The organism is Pseudomonas sp. FG1 (assembly GCF_034313875.1).
Lineage (GTDB): Bacteria > Pseudomonadota > Gammaproteobacteria > Pseudomonadales > Pseudomonadaceae > Aquipseudomonas > Aquipseudomonas veronii.
The window spans coordinates 900,304-916,803 of sequence record NZ_JAVIWP010000001.1 but is presented as its reverse complement, the minus strand read 5'-3'; the positions used below and the strand labels follow the sequence as shown (position 1 = coordinate 916,803).

Here is a 16,500-nt window from a genome sequence, read left to right as displayed (position 1 = left end):
GCGGCTTATGAAAAACCTGTCGAGTAATACGCCTGCGGTTTCCATCCGGTCTCGCCGCCCCACGCTGCTCATCGGGTTTGCGACCCTGTGGAGCTTGCCCGGCCTGGCTCCGGCGCTCGAGTTGGGCGAGGGTTTCGACCTCGCGGCACTGACCACCCACGGTATTGACCCGAAGGTCTCCGACTACTTCCGCAGTGCGGCGCGTTTTCGCGAAGGCGTCCAGGTGGTGGGGCTGCGGGTCAACGGGAACCCGCTCGGGTCAGTCGATGCGCGGTTCGACGCACAGGGGCAATTGTGTTTCACCCCGGGCTTGCTCGAGAAAGCCGGGTTGGTGCAGCCCCGCGCCGTTGTCCGCAAAGGCGCCTCACCGGACCAGGCCTGCCATGACTTCCTGGGCGCCTTCCCGACGACGATGGTTCGGCTCCGGCCCGGCATCGATGAGGTGGCACTGGTGGTGCCGACCCAGTCATTGCGTGAACCCCAGTGGGAGGCCGGGGACTTTGCCCAGGGTGGCGCAGCGGCGATGTTCAACTATGACGTGCTGGGTTTCGACAACCGTTCGCGCAGTGAGTCCAGCCGGTTCGTGTCGGCCTACACCGAAGCGGGCTTCAACCTGGGCGACTGGATTGTCCGCAGCCGCCAATTCTATGTGTCCGACAATGGCGACGCGCGCACCGAGCACCTGTATGCCTTCGCCCAGCGGGATCTGGCCGTGCTGCGATCGACGTTCCAGGTGGGCCAGCTCTCCAGCAACAATCCGCTGTTTGGCGGCATCCAGTTGTCCGGTGTGCAGTTTTCCCCCGATGGCCAGTCGCGGATGCCGGCGGGCGGCAATAATGCGGTGGTCGAGGGGCTGGCCCAGAGTCAGTCGCGGATTGAAGTGCGCCAGTCCGGCGTGCTGATCCATAGCACGCTGGTGCCCGAAGGCCCCTTCCGGCTGACCGGGTTGCCTTTGCTCAATGGCACCAGCGACCTCGAAGTCAGCGTGATCGATGTACGCGGCGCCAAGCGCAGTTTCGTGGTGCCGGCGGCTTCGTTCGCGGGGGCGGCCCCGGCGGCGCCCGGCTATTATTTTTCGCTCGGCAAGGTGCGCGAAAACATCGACGCGCAGGCGCCGTCGCCGGTGGTCGCCATGGGCAGCGGCACCTGGGGCCTGGGGCGTGAATCGTCGGCGGGGTTTGGCTTATTGAGCACCGATGAATACTGGTCGGCAGGCGGCACCCTGAGCAGCGTATTTTTCCAGCGGGTTGCGGTTGGCGCTCGCCACAATGTGTCCCGGGACGGCCGTAACGCGGTGTCGGGTTCGCGTAGCAGCGTGTCCGTGAGCAGCCCGGTCTACGCCAATATAGACGTCAACTTCAGCGCCACCACCCAGACCCGGGGGTATCGCGAGGTGCTTGAAGCGGGCCGCTCGTTCAAGGCCGACGAGTTGGGTTCGCGCTTCAAGAACCAGTACACGGCGGGCATGAGCTGGGCCGATCCAACCCTGGGCGTGTTCTCCCTGGGTTATTCGCGCAGTGCGCAATTTGACCGGCAAACGGCCGAACATGTGTTTGCTTCGTGGAACAAGTCGTTCAGTCACGTCGATGTTGCTTTGATCGCCGACTCGCAGGTGGGCGGCACGCGGCCGCGGGGTGACGCCAGCGTTGCCGCCGGCCGGCGCGATAGCACGGTGGACAATGATCTGTCGGTACGGTTGCAGATCAGCGTGCCGCTGGGCGGCGATCGTCGTGTGAACAGCTACGTCAGTCGGCGTGGTAACCAGTCCCGCGCCGGTACGGCACTCAGCGAGCGGGTCAATGACTATGTGAATTACGAGGTGGGTGTCGAGCGCGACCTCAGCGCCCGCGAACAAGCGGTTCGCGGCCATGTGGACCTGCTGCCGCGCTACACCCGCGTCGGCCTGGGCGTCAGCCGAGATGCCCAGGGCACCGGTTATACGGGGCAACTGCAAGGCGGCATCGTCGCGCACGAAAACGGCCTGACCTTCTCGCCCTATCCCGTGCAGGACACGTTCGGCATCGTCTCCGTGGGGGATATCGGCTCCGCGAAAGTCGAAACCCCCCAGGGGCCGGTGTGGACCGACTTCACCGGGCAGGCCGTGATTGCCGGCTTGCCGGCGTATGCCAACAGCCGCGTCGAAGTGCAGACGCAGTCGTTGCCCAGGCGGATTGACCTGAAGAACGGCACCCAGGTGCTCGCCGCCGGTCGCGGGTCCTTCAATACCGTCGCGTTCGATGTGGTGACAGTGCGCCGCGTGTTGCTCACCGCCAGCGATCAGCACGGTCAGCCGTTGCCGCAGGGCGCGTCGGTGTTCGGCCAGGATGGCCGCTTCCTCACCAGCGTGGTGGGCGAGGGCATGATTTTCCTGAATGACGTCAATGAGTCGCAAAGCCTGCGGGTTTCGTTGCCGGACTCTTCCACCTGCCAACTGAGCCTTGACCCCGGAACCCAGCCTGACCATGACAAGTTCTATGAGACCACGACGGCGGTGTGCCATGGCCGCTAAGTGGAGAAGCGCGGGCGTCGTCCTGTTCTGCGCGCTGTTGATGGCCCAGGGCGTGCGCGCTGAAAACTGCCGGTTGTCCGTGAGCCAGCCGCGCCTCGACTATGGCGTCATTCGCAGGGAGGCCGTCGTCCAAAGCACCTCCGTGGCCATCGGCACCCGCACGCTGCACCTGAACGTCGTGTGTACGCAGCCTTCGATGATAGCGTTGCGCTTCATCGGTGCGGCGGACGGGCAAGGTTTCCGGTTTGACCGCCAGGGGCGTATGCGCCTGAGTCTCAAGCATGCCCAGGTCGATGGGCGCACCGTCGAGTGGGGGGTGGCGCACCTGCCCGGTGAAACCGTCAGCGGGGCGTTGTTGCCGGGCCAGGTCCTGGTGGCACGCGCAGCAGGTCAAGCGCTGGTCGGCCAGCGCCTGACGGCCCAGGTCGATGTCGATATCGACCTGCCTTCCGATGCCCTGCAGGTCCGTGATGAAACGCGGCTGGAGGGGCAGGGCACCTTCGAGCTGGTCAGCCCGGCTGCCCCACCGAGCCGATGAAGTTGGCCAGTTCGGGGGTGCGGGGGTTGGCGAACAGCGCCTGGGGCGGGCCCACTTCATGCACCTTGCCCTGGTGCATGAACACCAGTTTGTCCCCGACTTCGCGGGCGAAACGCATTTCGTGGGTCACCATGATCAGGGTCATGCCGTCCTTGGCCAGTTGGCGCACCACGCTAAGCACTTCATTGACCAGTTCCGGGTCCAGCGCCGAGGTGATCTCGTCGCACAGCAGTACTTTGGGCGACATGGCCAGGGCGCGAGCTATCGCGACGCGTTGTTGCTGGCCACCGGACAGGCGATCAGGGAAGGCGTCGAACTTCTCGCCCAGGCCGACCCGCTCCAGCATCTGCCGCGCCAACTGGGCGGCCTTGGCCTTGGGCACTTTCTGCACCACCTGCGGCGCGAGCATGACGTTTTCGCCCACCGTCAGGTGCGGGAACAGGTTGAACTGCTGGAACACCATGCCGACTTTCTGCCGCAGGCTGCGCAGGTCGGCGCGGGCGGCGTCGAGGTATTCGCCGTCGACTTCGATCACGCCGTCGTTGATCGACTCCAGGCCATTGAGGGTGCGCAGCAAGGTCGACTTGCCCGAGCCGCTGCGGCCGATGATCGCGACGACCTGGCCTTCTTCAACGGTCAAGTCGATGCCCTTGAGCACATGGTGATCGCCGTAATACTTATGCAGGGCGGAAATTCTAAGCAGAGGCATGCAGTCTCCTTTCCAGGTAGCGCGCACTGAGGGACAAGGGGTAGCAGAGCAGGAAGTAACCGAGGGCCACCAGGCCGTAGACCATAAAGGGCTCGAACGTGGCGTTGGCGAGCATGCCGCCGGTCTTGGTCAGTTCGGTGAAGCCGATGATCGAGGTCACCGCGGTGCCTTTGACCACTTGCACCGAGAACCCCACGGTAGGCGCCACGGCAATCCGCAGGGCCTGGGGCAGGATCACGTAGCGCAGCTGTTCCAGCGGGCTCAGGGCCAGGCTGGCCGAGGCTTCCCACTGCCCGTGGGCGATGGAGTCGACGCAGCCGCGCCAGATCTCGGCGAGGTAGGCGCTGGTAAACAAGGTCAAGGCAATCGCCGCCGCCAGCCAGGGCGAGATATCCACCCCTAGCAGGGCGACGCCGAAAAACACCAGGAACAGCTGCATCAACAGCGGCGTGCCCTGGAACAGTTCGATATAGGTGCGGGCGACATTGCGCGGGAAGGCTTTGCGGCTGATACGCATCGTCATCACCAGCAGGCCGATCAGGCCACCGCCCACAAACGCCACCAGCGACAGCAACAGTGTCCATTGCAGGCCGATGAGCAGGTTGCGCACGATGTCCCAGAAGGAAAAATCACTCATCGGCTGTTCCTCATCACAAACCGGCGGCCGATCCAGTTGAGCAACTGGCGAATCATCAACGCCATGCACAGGTACACCAGGGTGGTCAGGGCATAGGTCTCAAAGGCGCGGAAGTTGCGCGACTGGATGAAGTTGGCGGCAAAACTCAGCTCTTCGGTGGCGATCTGCGAACACACCGCCGAGCCGAGCATCACAATGATGATCTGGCTGCTCAGGGCCGGCCACACCTTGCCCAGTGCCGGCAGCAGCACCACATGGCGGAACGCCTCGAAGCGCGTCATCGCCAGGGCGGCAGCAGCCTCCAACTGACCACCGGGGATCGCCTGGATGCCGGCGCGGATGATCTCGGTGGAATAGGCGCCCAGGTTGATCACCATCGCCAATACCGCCGCTTGCCACTCGGTGATTTTCAGCCCCAGGGAGGGCAGGCCGAAGAAGATGAAAAACAACTGCACCAGAAATGGCGTGTTGCGGATCAACTCGACATACACCCCGAAGAACCAGGCGAACGGCTGGATTTTCCACGCCCGCACCACTGCGCCGACGGTGCCCAGGGCCACCCCCAGGATTGCGCCGATCGCCGTCAGTTCAAGGGTGAACAGGGCGCCGCGCAACAGCAGGTCGGTATTGGCCAGCACCGGCACAAAGTCGAATTGATAGGCCATGAATCAGCTCCGTCGCGGGCTTCAGAGATCAGCAGGCAGAGGTTCTTTCAGCCACTGCATCGCATTCTTTTCCAGGCTGCCGTCAGCCTTGGCCGCCACCAGGATCTGGTTGACCTTCTCCAGCAGCGCCGGCTCGTTCTTGTTCACGCCCACGTACACCGGCGAATCCTTGAGCTTCACTTTCAGCGCCGGTACGCGTTTCGGGCTGCGCTCGCTGATCGCAACCATCACCACGTTGCCGCTGGCGATCAGGTCGACCTGGCCGGCCAGGTAGGCGGCGATGGTCGAATTGTTGTCTTCGAAGCGCTTGATCGTGGCTTCCTTGGGCGCGACGGCCGTCAGCTCGATGTCTTCGATGGCGCCGCGGGTCACGCTGATGGTCTTGCCCTTGAGGTCGTCGGTGCTGCTGATGGCGGCGTCAGGCGGGCCGAACACGGCCAGGTAGAACGGCGCGTAGGCCTTGGAGAAGTCGATGACCTTTTCTCGCTCGGGGTTCTTGCCCAGGCTGGAAATCACCAGGTCGACCTTGCCGGTCGTGAGGAACGGGATGCGGTTGGTGCTGTTGACCGGGGTCAGCTCCAGTTTGACCTTGAGCTGGTCGGCCAGCAGCTTGGCGGTGTCGATGTCCAGGCCGCGTGGTTTCATGTCGGGGCCGACCGAGCCGAACGGCGGGAAGTCCTGGGGCACGGCGACCTTCAAGGTGCCGCGGGCAACGATATCGTCCAGACCGTTGGCCTGGGCGGGTGCCTGGCTCAGCATCAGGCTGGCAAACAGGGCGGTGAGCAGGGCGCTGTAGCGCTTGGTCATGGGAACTCTCCGAGAAGGGCGAAGGGGCATTCTGTTTTTGCCCAGTGCACAGCCCATGCCATCCCGGCTCGGTTCGTCTGCAAGGTCGGGATTTGTTGAGCTTCGGTGGTCTTACTGGTCTGAACAGTGAGCGCGGCTTTCGCACCTTTTTCGAGCGCCGCCCAAAGCGCGCGAGCCCCTTTGGGGCGTGGCTTGCCGCCGGGCACGAATAGCTTTACAACTAGCCGCTCAGTTGTCTGGAACCTTGAGTTTTTTATGAATTCCATCGCCCAAGCGGTACCGGAAGCGGCCTTGCAGGCCATCCGCAAACTGATCAAGGAGCAAGGCTTCGGGCCGGGCGACGCACTGCCGTCCCAGCGCGACCTGGCGCTGCAGTTGGGCGTGAGCCGGGCGTCATTGCGCGAAGCGTTGTCGTCCCTGAGTGCCTTGGGGGTGGTCAGCGTGCAGCCGGGCAAAGGCGTGTTCGTGCAAGAGGCACAGGAGCCACCGGGGTTTGCGTGGCCCTTCGCGGCCCAGGCGACGCCGCTGGATATCTTCCAGTTGCGCTATGCCCTGGAAGGGTTTGCGGCAGGGTTGGCGGCCGTCACGCTGACCATTGATGAACTGGATAGCCTGGAAGAGAATGTCGAAGCCATGCGCAAGGTGCTCAAGGCCGGCGACTTCGAAGCGGCCGCGCGGCTGGACTTCGAATTCCACCAGCGCATCCTCCTCGCCAGCGGCAATCAGGCGATGGTCAGCATCCTGAGTGCCAGCGCCGAGGTGTTCCTGGAGAGTCAGAAGCTACCGTTCATCCGGCCGGAGCGGGCCATGGAAACCTGGCAGGAGCACCGCAGAGTCTTGCGCGCCCTGGCCCGGCGCGCGAGCGCGGCGGCGCAGAAAACCATGCAGGAACATGTACGTAATGCGGCGTTGCGCACCGGGATTGCTTTCGTGACTCCCGTAGCGCCGTGAGCGAGGCGATACCCAAACTCATGCGCCACCATAGCAAGAGTCAATCAGAGGCGGCTTCCTGAACGAGGGAAGGGCAGCTATGATGGGTCACGTTTTTTTTGCTTACAATCCGGAGACATCCATGAGCAACGATCTTATCAAGCACGTCACCGACGCGACCTTTGAGGCCGAAGTACTCAAGGCTGCTGGCCCGGTGCTGGTTGACTACTGGGCTGAATGGTGTGGCCCTTGCAAAATGATCGCTCCGGTTCTGGACGACATTGCAACCGAGTACAACGGCAAATTGACCATTGCCAAGCTGAACATCGACGAAAACCAGGAAACCCCGGCCAAGCATGGCGTGCGTGGTATTCCGACCCTGATGCTGTTCAAGGACGGCGAAGTCGCAGCGACCAAAGTGGGCGCGCTGTCGAAGTCCCAACTGGCTGCATTCATCGACGTGAACATCTAAGCGCCGTCAAAAAAGCCCCGCAAATTCAGGCTGTGTGAAAACCTAGCAATTTGCCGCTCGGTTTAAGAAAATGCCCGTATCGCAAGATACGGGCATTTTTCTTATGTGCTATATCCAAGGTGAAGACCGCTCTCAGGGAACCCTATTTCCAGTCTCGCTGGACGAACTCATTCCCGAGGATCATTTGGTTCGGGTAATCGAAGCCTATATTTCTCTGCTCGACCTTGAGCAGCTGGGTTTTGACAAAGCCGTCCCCAAGGCTACCGGCCGCCCTTCATACCACCCGGCTGATCTGCTCAAACTCTACCTTTACGGCTATTTCCAACAGGTTCGTTCCTCGCGTCGGCTGGAAGCTGAATGTCAACGCAACGTCGAGGTTATGTGGCTGCTGGGTCGCTTGGCACCTGACTTTAAAACCATTGCCGATTTTCGACGGGACAACAGCGCAGCCTTCGTTGCCACGTGCCGTGCATTTGTTAGTTTTTGCCGCGGGGCCGGCCTCATTGGCGGCGACCTGATAGCCATTGATGGCAGCAAGTTCCAGGCAGTGGCCTCGAATCGAAAGCACATCACACCCAAGAAGCTCCAGCGGCGCGAAGCGGTTCTGGACAAGCGTATTGCCCACTACCTGGCGCAACTTGACGAGGCTGATCGCGGTGAGCAAGAGCAAGCGATTGATCGCTCAGCAGTACAGACTGCGCTTGAGACGTTGCGCGTAAAAAAGGCTAATAACCAGACCTGCCAAGCGCTGATGCAAGCTCAAGGTCTGGTTCAGCACGTGGTGGGTGAGGCCGATGCGCAAAAAATGCGGACACCTTCAGGCTCGCGTATTGCCTACAACGTTCAGAGCGCGGTGGATGCGAAACACTGTCTGATTGTTCACCACGAAGTGACTCAGGAAGGTGCCGACAATCGCCTGCTTGAACCGATGGCCCAGGCGACTCAAGCGGTGCTGGAACAAGCCAAGCTCAACGTCACCGCTGATGCAGGCTACTCCAACGGCGCGCAATTTCAGGCGTGTGAAGACGCTGGTATCACACCCTTTGTCCCGCCCAACCGGGCGATCAACACCAAAGGTGGCGAAGAGCAATTTTTTGACCGCACGCTCTTCAATTACAGCGAAGAGAGTGACAGCTATGAATGCCCTAATGGCAAGACGCTCACGCTTAAAGCACTTAACAAGGGAGACCGGGTTTATCACGCATCAATCAGTGATTGCGGCACTTGCGCACTGAAAAGCCGGTGTACCAAGGCTGAACGCCGTTACGTCACGCGCCATGCCCATGAGTCAGCGTTTGAACGAATGGAACAGCGCATGAAGGCGAATCCCGACATGATGATCAATCGACGATCGATCGTCGAACACCCATTTGGCAACTTGAAGCAATGGGCCTTCGGCAACGCTAGGTTTTTGCTGCGCCAGCTAAAAGGTACACGGACAGAAATGGCACTTGCGATACAGGCCTACAACCTGAAAAGGACCATCAATGTGTTGGGAGTGCCTAAATTGATGGAGTTGATGGGCTGAAAGGCCCTTTTTTTCTTCAAGTCTGCAAAAACAAATGCCCCGACAAGTCGGGGCATTTGTTTTTAGCCGGTGCAGGGTGCGTTTTCACACAGCCTGAAATTGCGGGGCTTTTTCGTGAAACAGGGCTAGACGCTCCGAAACTCAGGTGGTACATTCGGCCCCGCACTGGTTTCTCCACTGCCCCCTGCAAGCCGTCGCCGACGCATTCCTTTTCGATTAGTACGCGATCCTGTCGCCTTCTCTGCGGCGCGGCCTCATTAAGCCAAAAGCTTAATTTCCCCCCTCCATAAATGATTACGTCATTCCTATATGAATCTGACTGAACTCAAGCAAAAGCCGATTACCGAACTGCTCGAATTGGCCGAACAGATGGGCATAGAAAATATGGCCCGTTCGCGCAAGCAGGACGTGATTTTCTCCTTGCTCAAAAAGCACGCGAAAAGCGGCGAGGAAATCTCCGGTGATGGCGTGCTGGAGATTCTCCAGGACGGCTTCGGCTTCCTCCGCTCTGCAGACGCTTCCTATCTCGCCGGTCCAGACGATATCTACGTCTCGCCGAGCCAGATCCGCCGCTTCAACTTGCGCACCGGTGACACCATCGTTGGCAAGATCCGTCCGCCGAAGGAAGGCGAGCGTTATTTCGCCCTGCTCAAGGTCGACACGATCAACTTCGATCGTCCAGAGAACGCGAAAAACAAGATTCTCTTCGAGAACCTGACCCCGCTGTTCCCGACCGTGCGAATGAAGATGGAAGCCGGCAACGGTTCTACCGAAGACTTGACCGGTCGTGTAATCGACCTGTGCGCCCCGATCGGCAAGGGCCAGCGCGGCCTGATCGTCGCACCGCCGAAAGCCGGTAAGACCATCATGCTGCAGAACATTGCAGCGAACATCGCGCGTAACAACCCTGAAGTTCACCTGATCGTGCTGCTGATCGATGAACGTCCGGAAGAAGTGACCGAAATGCAGCGTACCGTGCGCGGCGAAGTGGTTGCCTCGACGTTCGATGAGCCGCCAACCCGCCATGTGCAGGTTGCCGAAATGGTGATCGAGAAGGCCAAGCGCCTGGTCGAACACAAGAAAGACGTGGTGATCCTGCTCGACTCCATCACCCGTCTGGCCCGTGCCTACAACACCGTGATCCCGAGCTCCGGCAAGGTATTGACCGGTGGTGTCGATGCCCACGCCCTGGAGAAACCGAAACGTTTCTTCGGCGCCGCGCGGAATATCGAAGAAGGCGGCTCGCTGACCATCATCGCCACCGCGCTGGTTGAAACCGGCTCGAAGATGGATGAAGTGATCTACGAAGAGTTCAAGGGTACCGGCAACATGGAACTGCCCCTGGACCGTCGTATCGCTGAAAAGCGTGTGTTCCCGGCGATCAACATCAACCGCTCCGGCACCCGCCGTGAAGAGCTGCTGACAGCCGACGACGAACTGCAGCGCATGTGGATTCTGCGCAAGCTGCTGCACCCGATGGATGAAGTCGCGGCCATCGAGTTCCTGATCGACAAGCTGAAAACCACCAAGACCAACGACGAGTTCTTCCTGTCGATGAAGCGTAAGTAATACGACGTTTCAGGTCCAAAAAAAATGGCGTCCTTCGGGGCGCCATTTTTTTTGCGTCGAAATTGAATGGATTTTATGTCATAAGTGTCCGTTAAGTAACAAAAAGTAAACATGCGCCTATTCTCGCCTCCATTCGTAACATATTGACCACAATTCTTATGACCATTCTTGCTTACCGAAGAGATATCGACGGCCTGCGTGCCATTGCTGTCCTTGCTGTCGTGCTGTTCCACTTTGGCGTTCCTGGGATCACTGGCGGCTTTGTCGGTGTCGATGTGTTCTTCGTGATTTCCGGCTTCCTGATTACCTCGATCATCTGGCGCGAACGCCAGGCTGGGCGTTTCAGTTTCGTGGGCTTCTGGGCGCGCCGTGCCCGGCGTATCTTGCCGGCGTTGTTCGTGATGATGGCCGCGACACTGGCCGTGGGCTGGTTTTTGCTGGCGCCCAAGGACTATGAAGAGCTGGGGCGGTCGGCGCACTACCAGGTGACCTTTACCTCCAACCTGCTGTTTGCACGCCAGCACGGTTATTTCGATGCAGCCTCCGACATAAAACCCTTGTTGCACACCTGGTCGCTGGCGGTGGAGGAGCAGTTCTACATCTTCTTCCCGCTGTTGCTGGCCCTGCTTTCAAGCCGCTTGAAACACTGGCGCCTGGCGTTGTTCGCGGTGCTGCTGGTGTCGTTTGGCATGAGTGTCTGGGCGGTTTCCCATCAGCCGCAGAAAGCGTTCTACCTGCTGCATCTGCGTGCCTGGGAATTGCTGGCCGGCGCCATGCTGGCGGTCATGCCGAAGGTTGAGTGGCGCGCCTCGCCGCCCCTGGCGCAAGCGGTCAGCCTGGCTTCCCTGGCATTGATCCTGAGCGCCATATTCGGTTTCGACCGGCATACACCGTTCCCTGGCGCGGCCGCTTTGCTGCCGGTGCTGGGCGTGGTCGGGTTGATTTGGGCCAATGGGCAGCAAGCCACCTGGGTCGGGCAGCTGCTGAGTTCGCGGCTGATGGTGGGGCTGGGGCTTATCTCCTATTCCTGGTATCTGTGGCATTGGCCGGTGTTCGTGTACGCCAACTACGCAGCGGTTGATGGCTTGAGCGCGGCGGAATTGGGCGGGTTGATGCTGCTGAGCCTGGTGCTGGGTTATTTGTCCTGGCGCTTCGTGGAGGCGCCATTCCGGGAAAAACGTCTGCTGGCCGGACGCAAGGCGATCCTGGCTGGCGCCGCGGCCGGCATTTTGTGTCTCGGCCTTACTGGCCTGGCATTGCGGGAAGCCGATGGCGTGCCGTGGCGCCTGTCCGAACAGGCATTGCGTTATGCCCAGGCGAAGAAGTGGAGCCCGGAGCTGACGGCCTGCCTGGCGGACAAGAATACTGCAGATAAGCGGTCGTTCTGCCACTTCGGTCCGCAAGGCCTCTCGGTGTCAGCGTTGGTCTGGGGCGACAGCCACGCCACGGCGTTGATTCCAGCGCTTGAGGACGCGGCCAATCGGCACGATATCAGTCTGGTCCATGCCAGTTTCGCCGGTTGCGTACCGTTGGACGGTCTGGAGAACATCACCCAGTGCGCGCATTTCAACCAGCGCGTCGAGCAGGCCCTGGCCGAACAGTCGTTCAGCGATGTGGTGCTGGCGGCGCGCTGGAGCCTGTACCTCTATGGGCAGATGTCGGGTGACAAGGAACATGCGCTAAAAGACCTGGGCACCGGCAAGTACGTGCGTGCCGTGGCCGAGCAGCGCTTCGAGCAGGGCTTGCGTGAACGCATCCAGGGGCTGCGCGCCGCCGGGCATCGCGTGTGGCTGGTCAAGGAAGTGCCGTTGCAGGAAATCATTGTGCCGTACCGCCTCAGTCGCCTGGCCATGATGCACCGGCCGGTGGACGGCGAAGGGCTCCCCGTGGCGGAGCACGAGAAGCGCCAGGCCTTTATCACTCGACTGTTTGACGAGCTGGCCGCCGCCGACAGTGGCGTCACCGTGCTGGACCCCGCGCCCCTGCTGTGTGGCGCCGACGGCCTGTGCCGGGTCGAGCTCGACGGCCGCGCGCTGTACACCGACGATAACCACCTCTCCGACGTCGGCGCGCGACATGTCCAGGCGTTCCTGGAACCGCTGTTCCGTTCGCTGCAATCACGGGGGCTGACGGCCAATTAAGCTGCCAGCCGTCCTCAGAGCAGGTAGGATGTACGCCTATTTTACGGGTGGCATGGTTAATGAAATTCAAGGATCTTCGGGATTTCGTGCAGCAACTTGAGCAGCGCGGAGAGTTGAAACGCATCCACGTGCCGGTTTCGCCGGTGCTGGAAATGACTGAGATTTGCGACCGTACCCTGCGCAACAAGGGCCCGGCGCTGCTGTTCGAGAACCCGACCGGTTTTGATATCCCGGTGCTCGGCAACCTGTTCGGCACCCCCGATCGCGTGGCCTTTGGCATGGGCGCCGAGTCGGTCAGCGAATTGCGCGAGATCGGCAAGTTGCTGGCGTTCCTCAAGGAGCCCGAGCCACCCAAGGGCTTGAAGGACGCCTGGTCGAAGCTGCCGATCTTCCGCAAGATCATTGCCATGGCGCCCAAGGTGGTCAAGGACGCGGTGTGCCAGGAAGTGGTCATCGAAGGCGATGACGTCGACCTGGGCATGCTGCCGGTGCAGACCTGCTGGCCCGGCGATGTCGGCCCGCTGATCACCTGGGGCCTGACCGTCACCAAGGGCCCGAACAAGGATCGCCAGAACCTCGGCATCTACCGTCAGCAAGTGATCGGCCGCAACAAGGTGATCATGCGTTGGCTGAGCCACCGTGGCGGCGCGCTGGACTTCCGTGAATGGTGCGAGAAGCACCCCGGCAAGCCGTTCCCGGTCTCCGTGGCCCTGGGCGCCGACCCGGCCACCATCCTCGGCGCCGTGACCCCGGTGCCGGACAGCCTGTCCGAATACGCCTTCGCCGGCCTGCTGCGCGGCAACCGCACCGAGCTGGTGAAGTGCCGTGGCAACGACCTGCAAGTGCCGGCCACCGCGGAAATCATCCTCGAAGGCGTGATCCACCCCGGCGAAATGGCCGACGAAGGCCCCTACGGCGACCACACCGGCTACTACAACGAAGTCGACAGCTTCCCGGTGTTCACCGTCGAGCGCATCACTCATCGGATCAAGCCGATCTACCACAGCACCTACACCGGCCGTCCGCCGGATGAGCCGGCGATTCTCGGTGTGGCGCTGAACGAAGTGTTCGTGCCGATCCTGCAGAAGCAGTTCCCGGAAATCACCGACTTCTACCTGCCGCCGGAAGGCTGTTCGTACCGCATGGCCATCGTGACCATGAAGAAGTCGTACCCAGGCCATGCCAAGCGGGTCATGCTCGGCGTGTGGTCGTTTTTGCGACAGTTCATGTACACCAAGTTCGTTATCGTCACCGACGACGACATCAACGCCCGCGACTGGAACGACGTGATCTGGGCCATCACCACGCGCATGGACCCCAAGCGCGACACGGTGATGATCGACAACACGCCGATCGACTACCTCGATTTCGCCTCGCCGGTCTCGGGCCTGGGCTCGAAGATGGGCCTGGATGCCACGCACAAATGGCCGGGTGAGACCACCCGCGAGTGGGGCAGGGTGATCGTCAAGGACGAAGCCGTGACGGCGCGTGTCGATGCGATCTGGAAAGAGTTGGGAATAGATTGATGCGTGTGACCCTGCAACCTTCCGGCGCCGTATTGGAGCTGGTCCCCGGTGAGCGAATCCTCGAAGGTGCGCGCCGCCTGGGCTACGAATGCCCGCAAGCCTGTCGCAATGGCGTGTGCCACGTGTGCGCGGCGCTGTTGGTGGACGGCCGGGTGCGGCAGTCCGGTGAAATACGCGACCACGGGGAGTTCTACACCTGCATCGCCGAGCCGCTGGAGGATTGTGTGGTGTTGTGGGATGGCGTGCTGGCGCCGGGAGAGTTGCCGTTGCGCAAGTTGTCGTGCCAAGTGAGTGAATGCGTGCAAGTCGGTGGCGATGTATGGCGCGTGCGCTTGCTCGCCCCGGCCGGCAAGGCCGTGCGTTACCACGCCGGGCAATACCTGATGATTGAACGGGATAACGGCGAGAAGTCGGCGTTTTCCCTGGCTTCGGCGCCCCACGCCGGACGCGAACTGGAACTGCACGTGCTGGCCCGCGAGGACAGCGCGCGCAATCTGATTGAGCAGTTGCAGCGCAACCGGATGGCCCGCATCGAGCTGCCGTTTGGCGATACCCACCTGGCCGAGTTGCCCGATGGGCCGTTGGTGCTGATCGCTGCGGGCACCGGCATGGCGCAGATGCACAGCCTGATCGAGCACTGCCGCGCCACCGGCTTCAAACACCCGGTGCATTTGTATTGGGGCGTGCGGCGTCCGGAAGATTTCTACGAGATCGAGCATTGGGATCAATGGCTGCAACTGCCCAACCTGTTCCTGCACAAAGTGGTCAGTGACCTGTGCGGTTGGGAAGGACGCTGTGGGCTGTTGCATGAAGCGGTGTGCGAAGACATCCACGACCTCAAAGGCGTGCATGTCTACGCCAGCGGTTCACCGGCGATGATCTACGGCACATTGGATGCGCTGGTGGCTGCGGGCATGGATGCACACCAGATGCGCGCCGACGTATTCGCCTACGCCCCGCGGCCCTGAAACCTGCGCCGGCTCTGGTGGAAGAGCTGGCGTTGCCGTCAGAAACGCACGCCGGTCGTGATCATCGCCGCATTGAACCCCAGCAACACCAACTCCGCCGCCACCGGCCCGTAATGGGTGCCCACGGACGGTATGATCACCGGCGCCACGCCGAAACGGTTCAACGGGATTTTGTCGCGGTACTTGCCGCGATAGCCCTGGATCGCCCCGCCGGTCAGTTTCAGATACACCGGATAGTCGGTCATGTCATAGCGTTTGCCCGCGTAGACGTAGTACGAGCGTTGGCTGAACGAGTTGCGGAACGTCGCCGCCCCATACACCAAACCTGACGCTTCATTGCGCTCCAGGCCAAGCAAATCCTGGTTGTTGTTGTGGTCCGGGTCGGGGGAGAAGTGCCGGGTGTAGACGCTGGTCTGCGCATACCAGAAGCCCTTGTCATCGTCGACGGGCGGGGTTTCGACAGCGAGAGCGGTGGTGGCCTGGGCCAGGAGCAGCAGGCCCGGCAATCGTAATTTTTTCATAGGTGCGACCTCGAGTAATCGGTGTGAGGGGTGACCGACTGAGTCGTGCCAGCTGCGCTATTTTGACGGTCAAGCGCTTTGCCGGGCTGAACCGGAGCTGAAAATACTGGGATTGCTTCTGGAGAATGCGGTGGTCGTTCAGCCTATTGTACTTTTTTGCCGTATGGTCACAGCAGCGCGTTTTATTACGGTAGAGTTGCTAACAATTGGTAACACATAGGAGGCGAGCCACTTTTCGCCATGACCGCCATCGAATCCGATCTTTTGCAATTGGCTTACCCTCCGCGGCTCGATCTGGGACCGCAACTCACGCACGAACAGTTGATGAACTCGATGCAGGCCACCATGGCCCGGCATAAGGGCGGGCCGGTCTGGCTATTCGCTTACGGTTCGCTGATCTGGCGGCCGGAATGTTCATCGACCGAGCGGGTTCGGGCGCGAGTCCATGGCTATCATCGTGGTTTGTACCTGTGGTCCCACGAGCATCGGGGTACGCCGGAGTTGCCCGGGTTGGTGTTCGGCCTGGATCGTGGCGGCTCGTGCAGCGGGTTTGCCTACCGCCTGCCGGAAGATCAGTTAGAAGCCTCGCTGTACGCCTTGTGGCAGCGCGAAATGCCTTACCCCTCCTATCGGCCGCACTGGCTCAGCTGCCGTCTGGAAGATGGCAGTCGGGTGCAGGCATTGGGGTTTGTATTGGAGCGGCACCTGCCGAGCTACGCTGGCAATCTGCCCGACATCGTGCTCAGCCACGTGCTGCAAAGCGCTTGCGGGCGTTACGGCACGACGCGCGATTATGTCGAGCAGACCGTCAACGCCCTGCGCAGCCACGCCATGCCAGACAAAAACCTGGAGGCGCGGCTCAAGCGTTGTGCCCAGGATTGCTCAGGCGATTAACGCGTCAAACGCAGGAAATATGAGCAAATGCATGTTCTCTACGAACATGTCGCGAATAGACAGGTGATGGTCGAGGACACCGCCCC

At 61.2% G+C, this 16,500-nt stretch carries 15 protein-coding genes; 10 read left to right on the top strand and 5 right to left on the bottom strand.

Going from position 1 to position 16,500, the window contains the following annotated elements; translation table 11 throughout:
• The first annotated feature begins 7 nt into the window (after positions 1-7).
• Together RGV59_RS04355 and RGV59_RS04350 are read left to right on the top strand one after the other, a co-directional pair.
• A complete protein-coding gene (locus tag RGV59_RS04355; RefSeq protein ID WP_185833554.1) occupies positions 8-2,509 on the top strand; it encodes a fimbria/pilus outer membrane usher protein in 2,502 nt (833 codons plus the stop codon).
• Positions 2,499-3,047 (top strand): hypothetical protein, encoded by a 549-nt coding sequence (locus tag RGV59_RS04350; protein ID WP_126585172.1) that lies wholly within the window; start codon positions 2,499-2,501, stop codon positions 3,045-3,047. The genes RGV59_RS04355 and RGV59_RS04350 overlap by 11 nt, the downstream gene beginning before the upstream one ends.
• Here the strand turns inward: RGV59_RS04350 and RGV59_RS04345 are convergent.
• Genes RGV59_RS04345 through RGV59_RS04330 form a run of 4 tightly spaced genes read right to left on the bottom strand, consistent with a single transcriptional unit; the run spans position 3,019 to position 5,865 of the window.
• On the bottom strand, positions 3,019-3,756 hold the full coding sequence (locus RGV59_RS04345; protein WP_017845136.1) for an amino acid ABC transporter ATP-binding protein: 738 nt from the start codon (positions 3,754-3,756) through the stop codon (positions 3,019-3,021). The genes RGV59_RS04350 and RGV59_RS04345 overlap by 29 nt on opposite strands.
• Complete coding sequence (locus RGV59_RS04340; protein WP_017845135.1) at positions 3,743-4,393, bottom strand: amino acid ABC transporter permease; 651 nt, start codon at positions 4,391-4,393, stop codon at positions 3,743-3,745. Before RGV59_RS04340 ends, RGV59_RS04345 begins: the two co-directional genes overlap by 14 nt.
• The gene (locus tag RGV59_RS04335) at positions 4,390-5,058 is read right to left on the bottom strand and encodes an amino acid ABC transporter permease (protein WP_017845134.1); all 669 of its coding nucleotides are present in this window, start codon (positions 5,056-5,058) and stop codon (positions 4,390-4,392) included. Before RGV59_RS04335 ends, RGV59_RS04340 begins: the two co-directional genes overlap by 4 nt.
• Positions 5,059-5,079: 21 nt before the next feature.
• On the bottom strand, positions 5,080-5,865 hold the full coding sequence (locus RGV59_RS04330; RefSeq protein WP_046381688.1) for a transporter substrate-binding domain-containing protein: 786 nt from the start codon (positions 5,863-5,865) through the stop codon (positions 5,080-5,082).
• Between the two features lie 255 nt (positions 5,866-6,120).
• Between RGV59_RS04330 and RGV59_RS04325 the strand changes: the two genes are divergently transcribed.
• The 7 genes from RGV59_RS04325 to RGV59_RS04295 all read left to right on the top strand — a co-directional run bounded on the left by RGV59_RS04325 (position 6,121) and on the right by RGV59_RS04295 (position 14,999).
• On the top strand, positions 6,121-6,816 hold the full coding sequence (locus RGV59_RS04325; protein ID WP_017845132.1) for a FadR/GntR family transcriptional regulator: 696 nt from the start codon (positions 6,121-6,123) through the stop codon (positions 6,814-6,816).
• 121 nt (positions 6,817-6,937) lie between these two features.
• Entirely contained in the window at positions 6,938-7,267 is a 330-nt protein-coding gene (trxA, locus tag RGV59_RS04320) for a thioredoxin TrxA (RefSeq protein WP_017845131.1), read from the top strand.
• Positions 7,268-7,370: 103 nt separating this feature from the next.
• Positions 7,371-8,795: an IS1182 family transposase gene (locus RGV59_RS04315; RefSeq protein ID WP_221768640.1), complete on the top strand. Its 1,425-nt coding sequence runs from the start codon at positions 7,371-7,373 to the stop codon at positions 8,793-8,795.
• A gap of 309 nt (positions 8,796-9,104) precedes the next feature.
• Positions 9,105-10,364 carry a transcription termination factor Rho gene (rho, locus tag RGV59_RS04310; protein WP_017845130.1) on the top strand — a complete coding sequence of 420 codons (1,260 nt, stop codon included), beginning with the start codon at positions 9,105-9,107 and terminating at the stop codon, positions 10,362-10,364.
• Between the two features lie 158 nt (positions 10,365-10,522).
• Positions 10,523-12,505, top strand: coding sequence for an acyltransferase family protein (locus tag RGV59_RS04305; RefSeq protein WP_126585170.1), 1,983 nt, complete (start codon positions 10,523-10,525; stop codon positions 12,503-12,505).
• Positions 12,506-12,564: 59 nt separating this feature from the next.
• Positions 12,565-14,031: a 4-hydroxy-3-polyprenylbenzoate decarboxylase gene (gene ubiD, locus RGV59_RS04300; protein ID WP_046381692.1), complete on the top strand. Its 1,467-nt coding sequence runs from the start codon at positions 12,565-12,567 to the stop codon at positions 14,029-14,031.
• Positions 14,031-14,999: a CDP-6-deoxy-delta-3,4-glucoseen reductase gene (locus RGV59_RS04295; protein ID WP_017845123.1), complete on the top strand. Its 969-nt coding sequence runs from the start codon at positions 14,031-14,033 to the stop codon at positions 14,997-14,999. The genes ubiD and RGV59_RS04295 overlap by 1 nt, the downstream gene beginning before the upstream one ends.
• Before the next feature lie 38 nt (positions 15,000-15,037).
• On the opposite strand, the gene RGV59_RS04290 is transcribed toward RGV59_RS04295, so the two are convergent.
• Positions 15,038-15,520, bottom strand: a complete 483-nt coding sequence (locus RGV59_RS04290) for a hypothetical protein (protein WP_017845122.1) — start codon at positions 15,518-15,520, stop codon at positions 15,038-15,040.
• Between the two features lie 240 nt (positions 15,521-15,760).
• Here RGV59_RS04290 and RGV59_RS04285 point away from each other — a divergent pair, with 240 nt between their 5' ends.
• The gene (locus RGV59_RS04285; protein ID WP_046488861.1) at positions 15,761-16,414 is read left to right on the top strand and encodes a gamma-glutamylcyclotransferase; all 654 of its coding nucleotides are present in this window, start codon (positions 15,761-15,763) and stop codon (positions 16,412-16,414) included.
• Positions 16,415-16,500 lie beyond the last annotated feature (86 nt).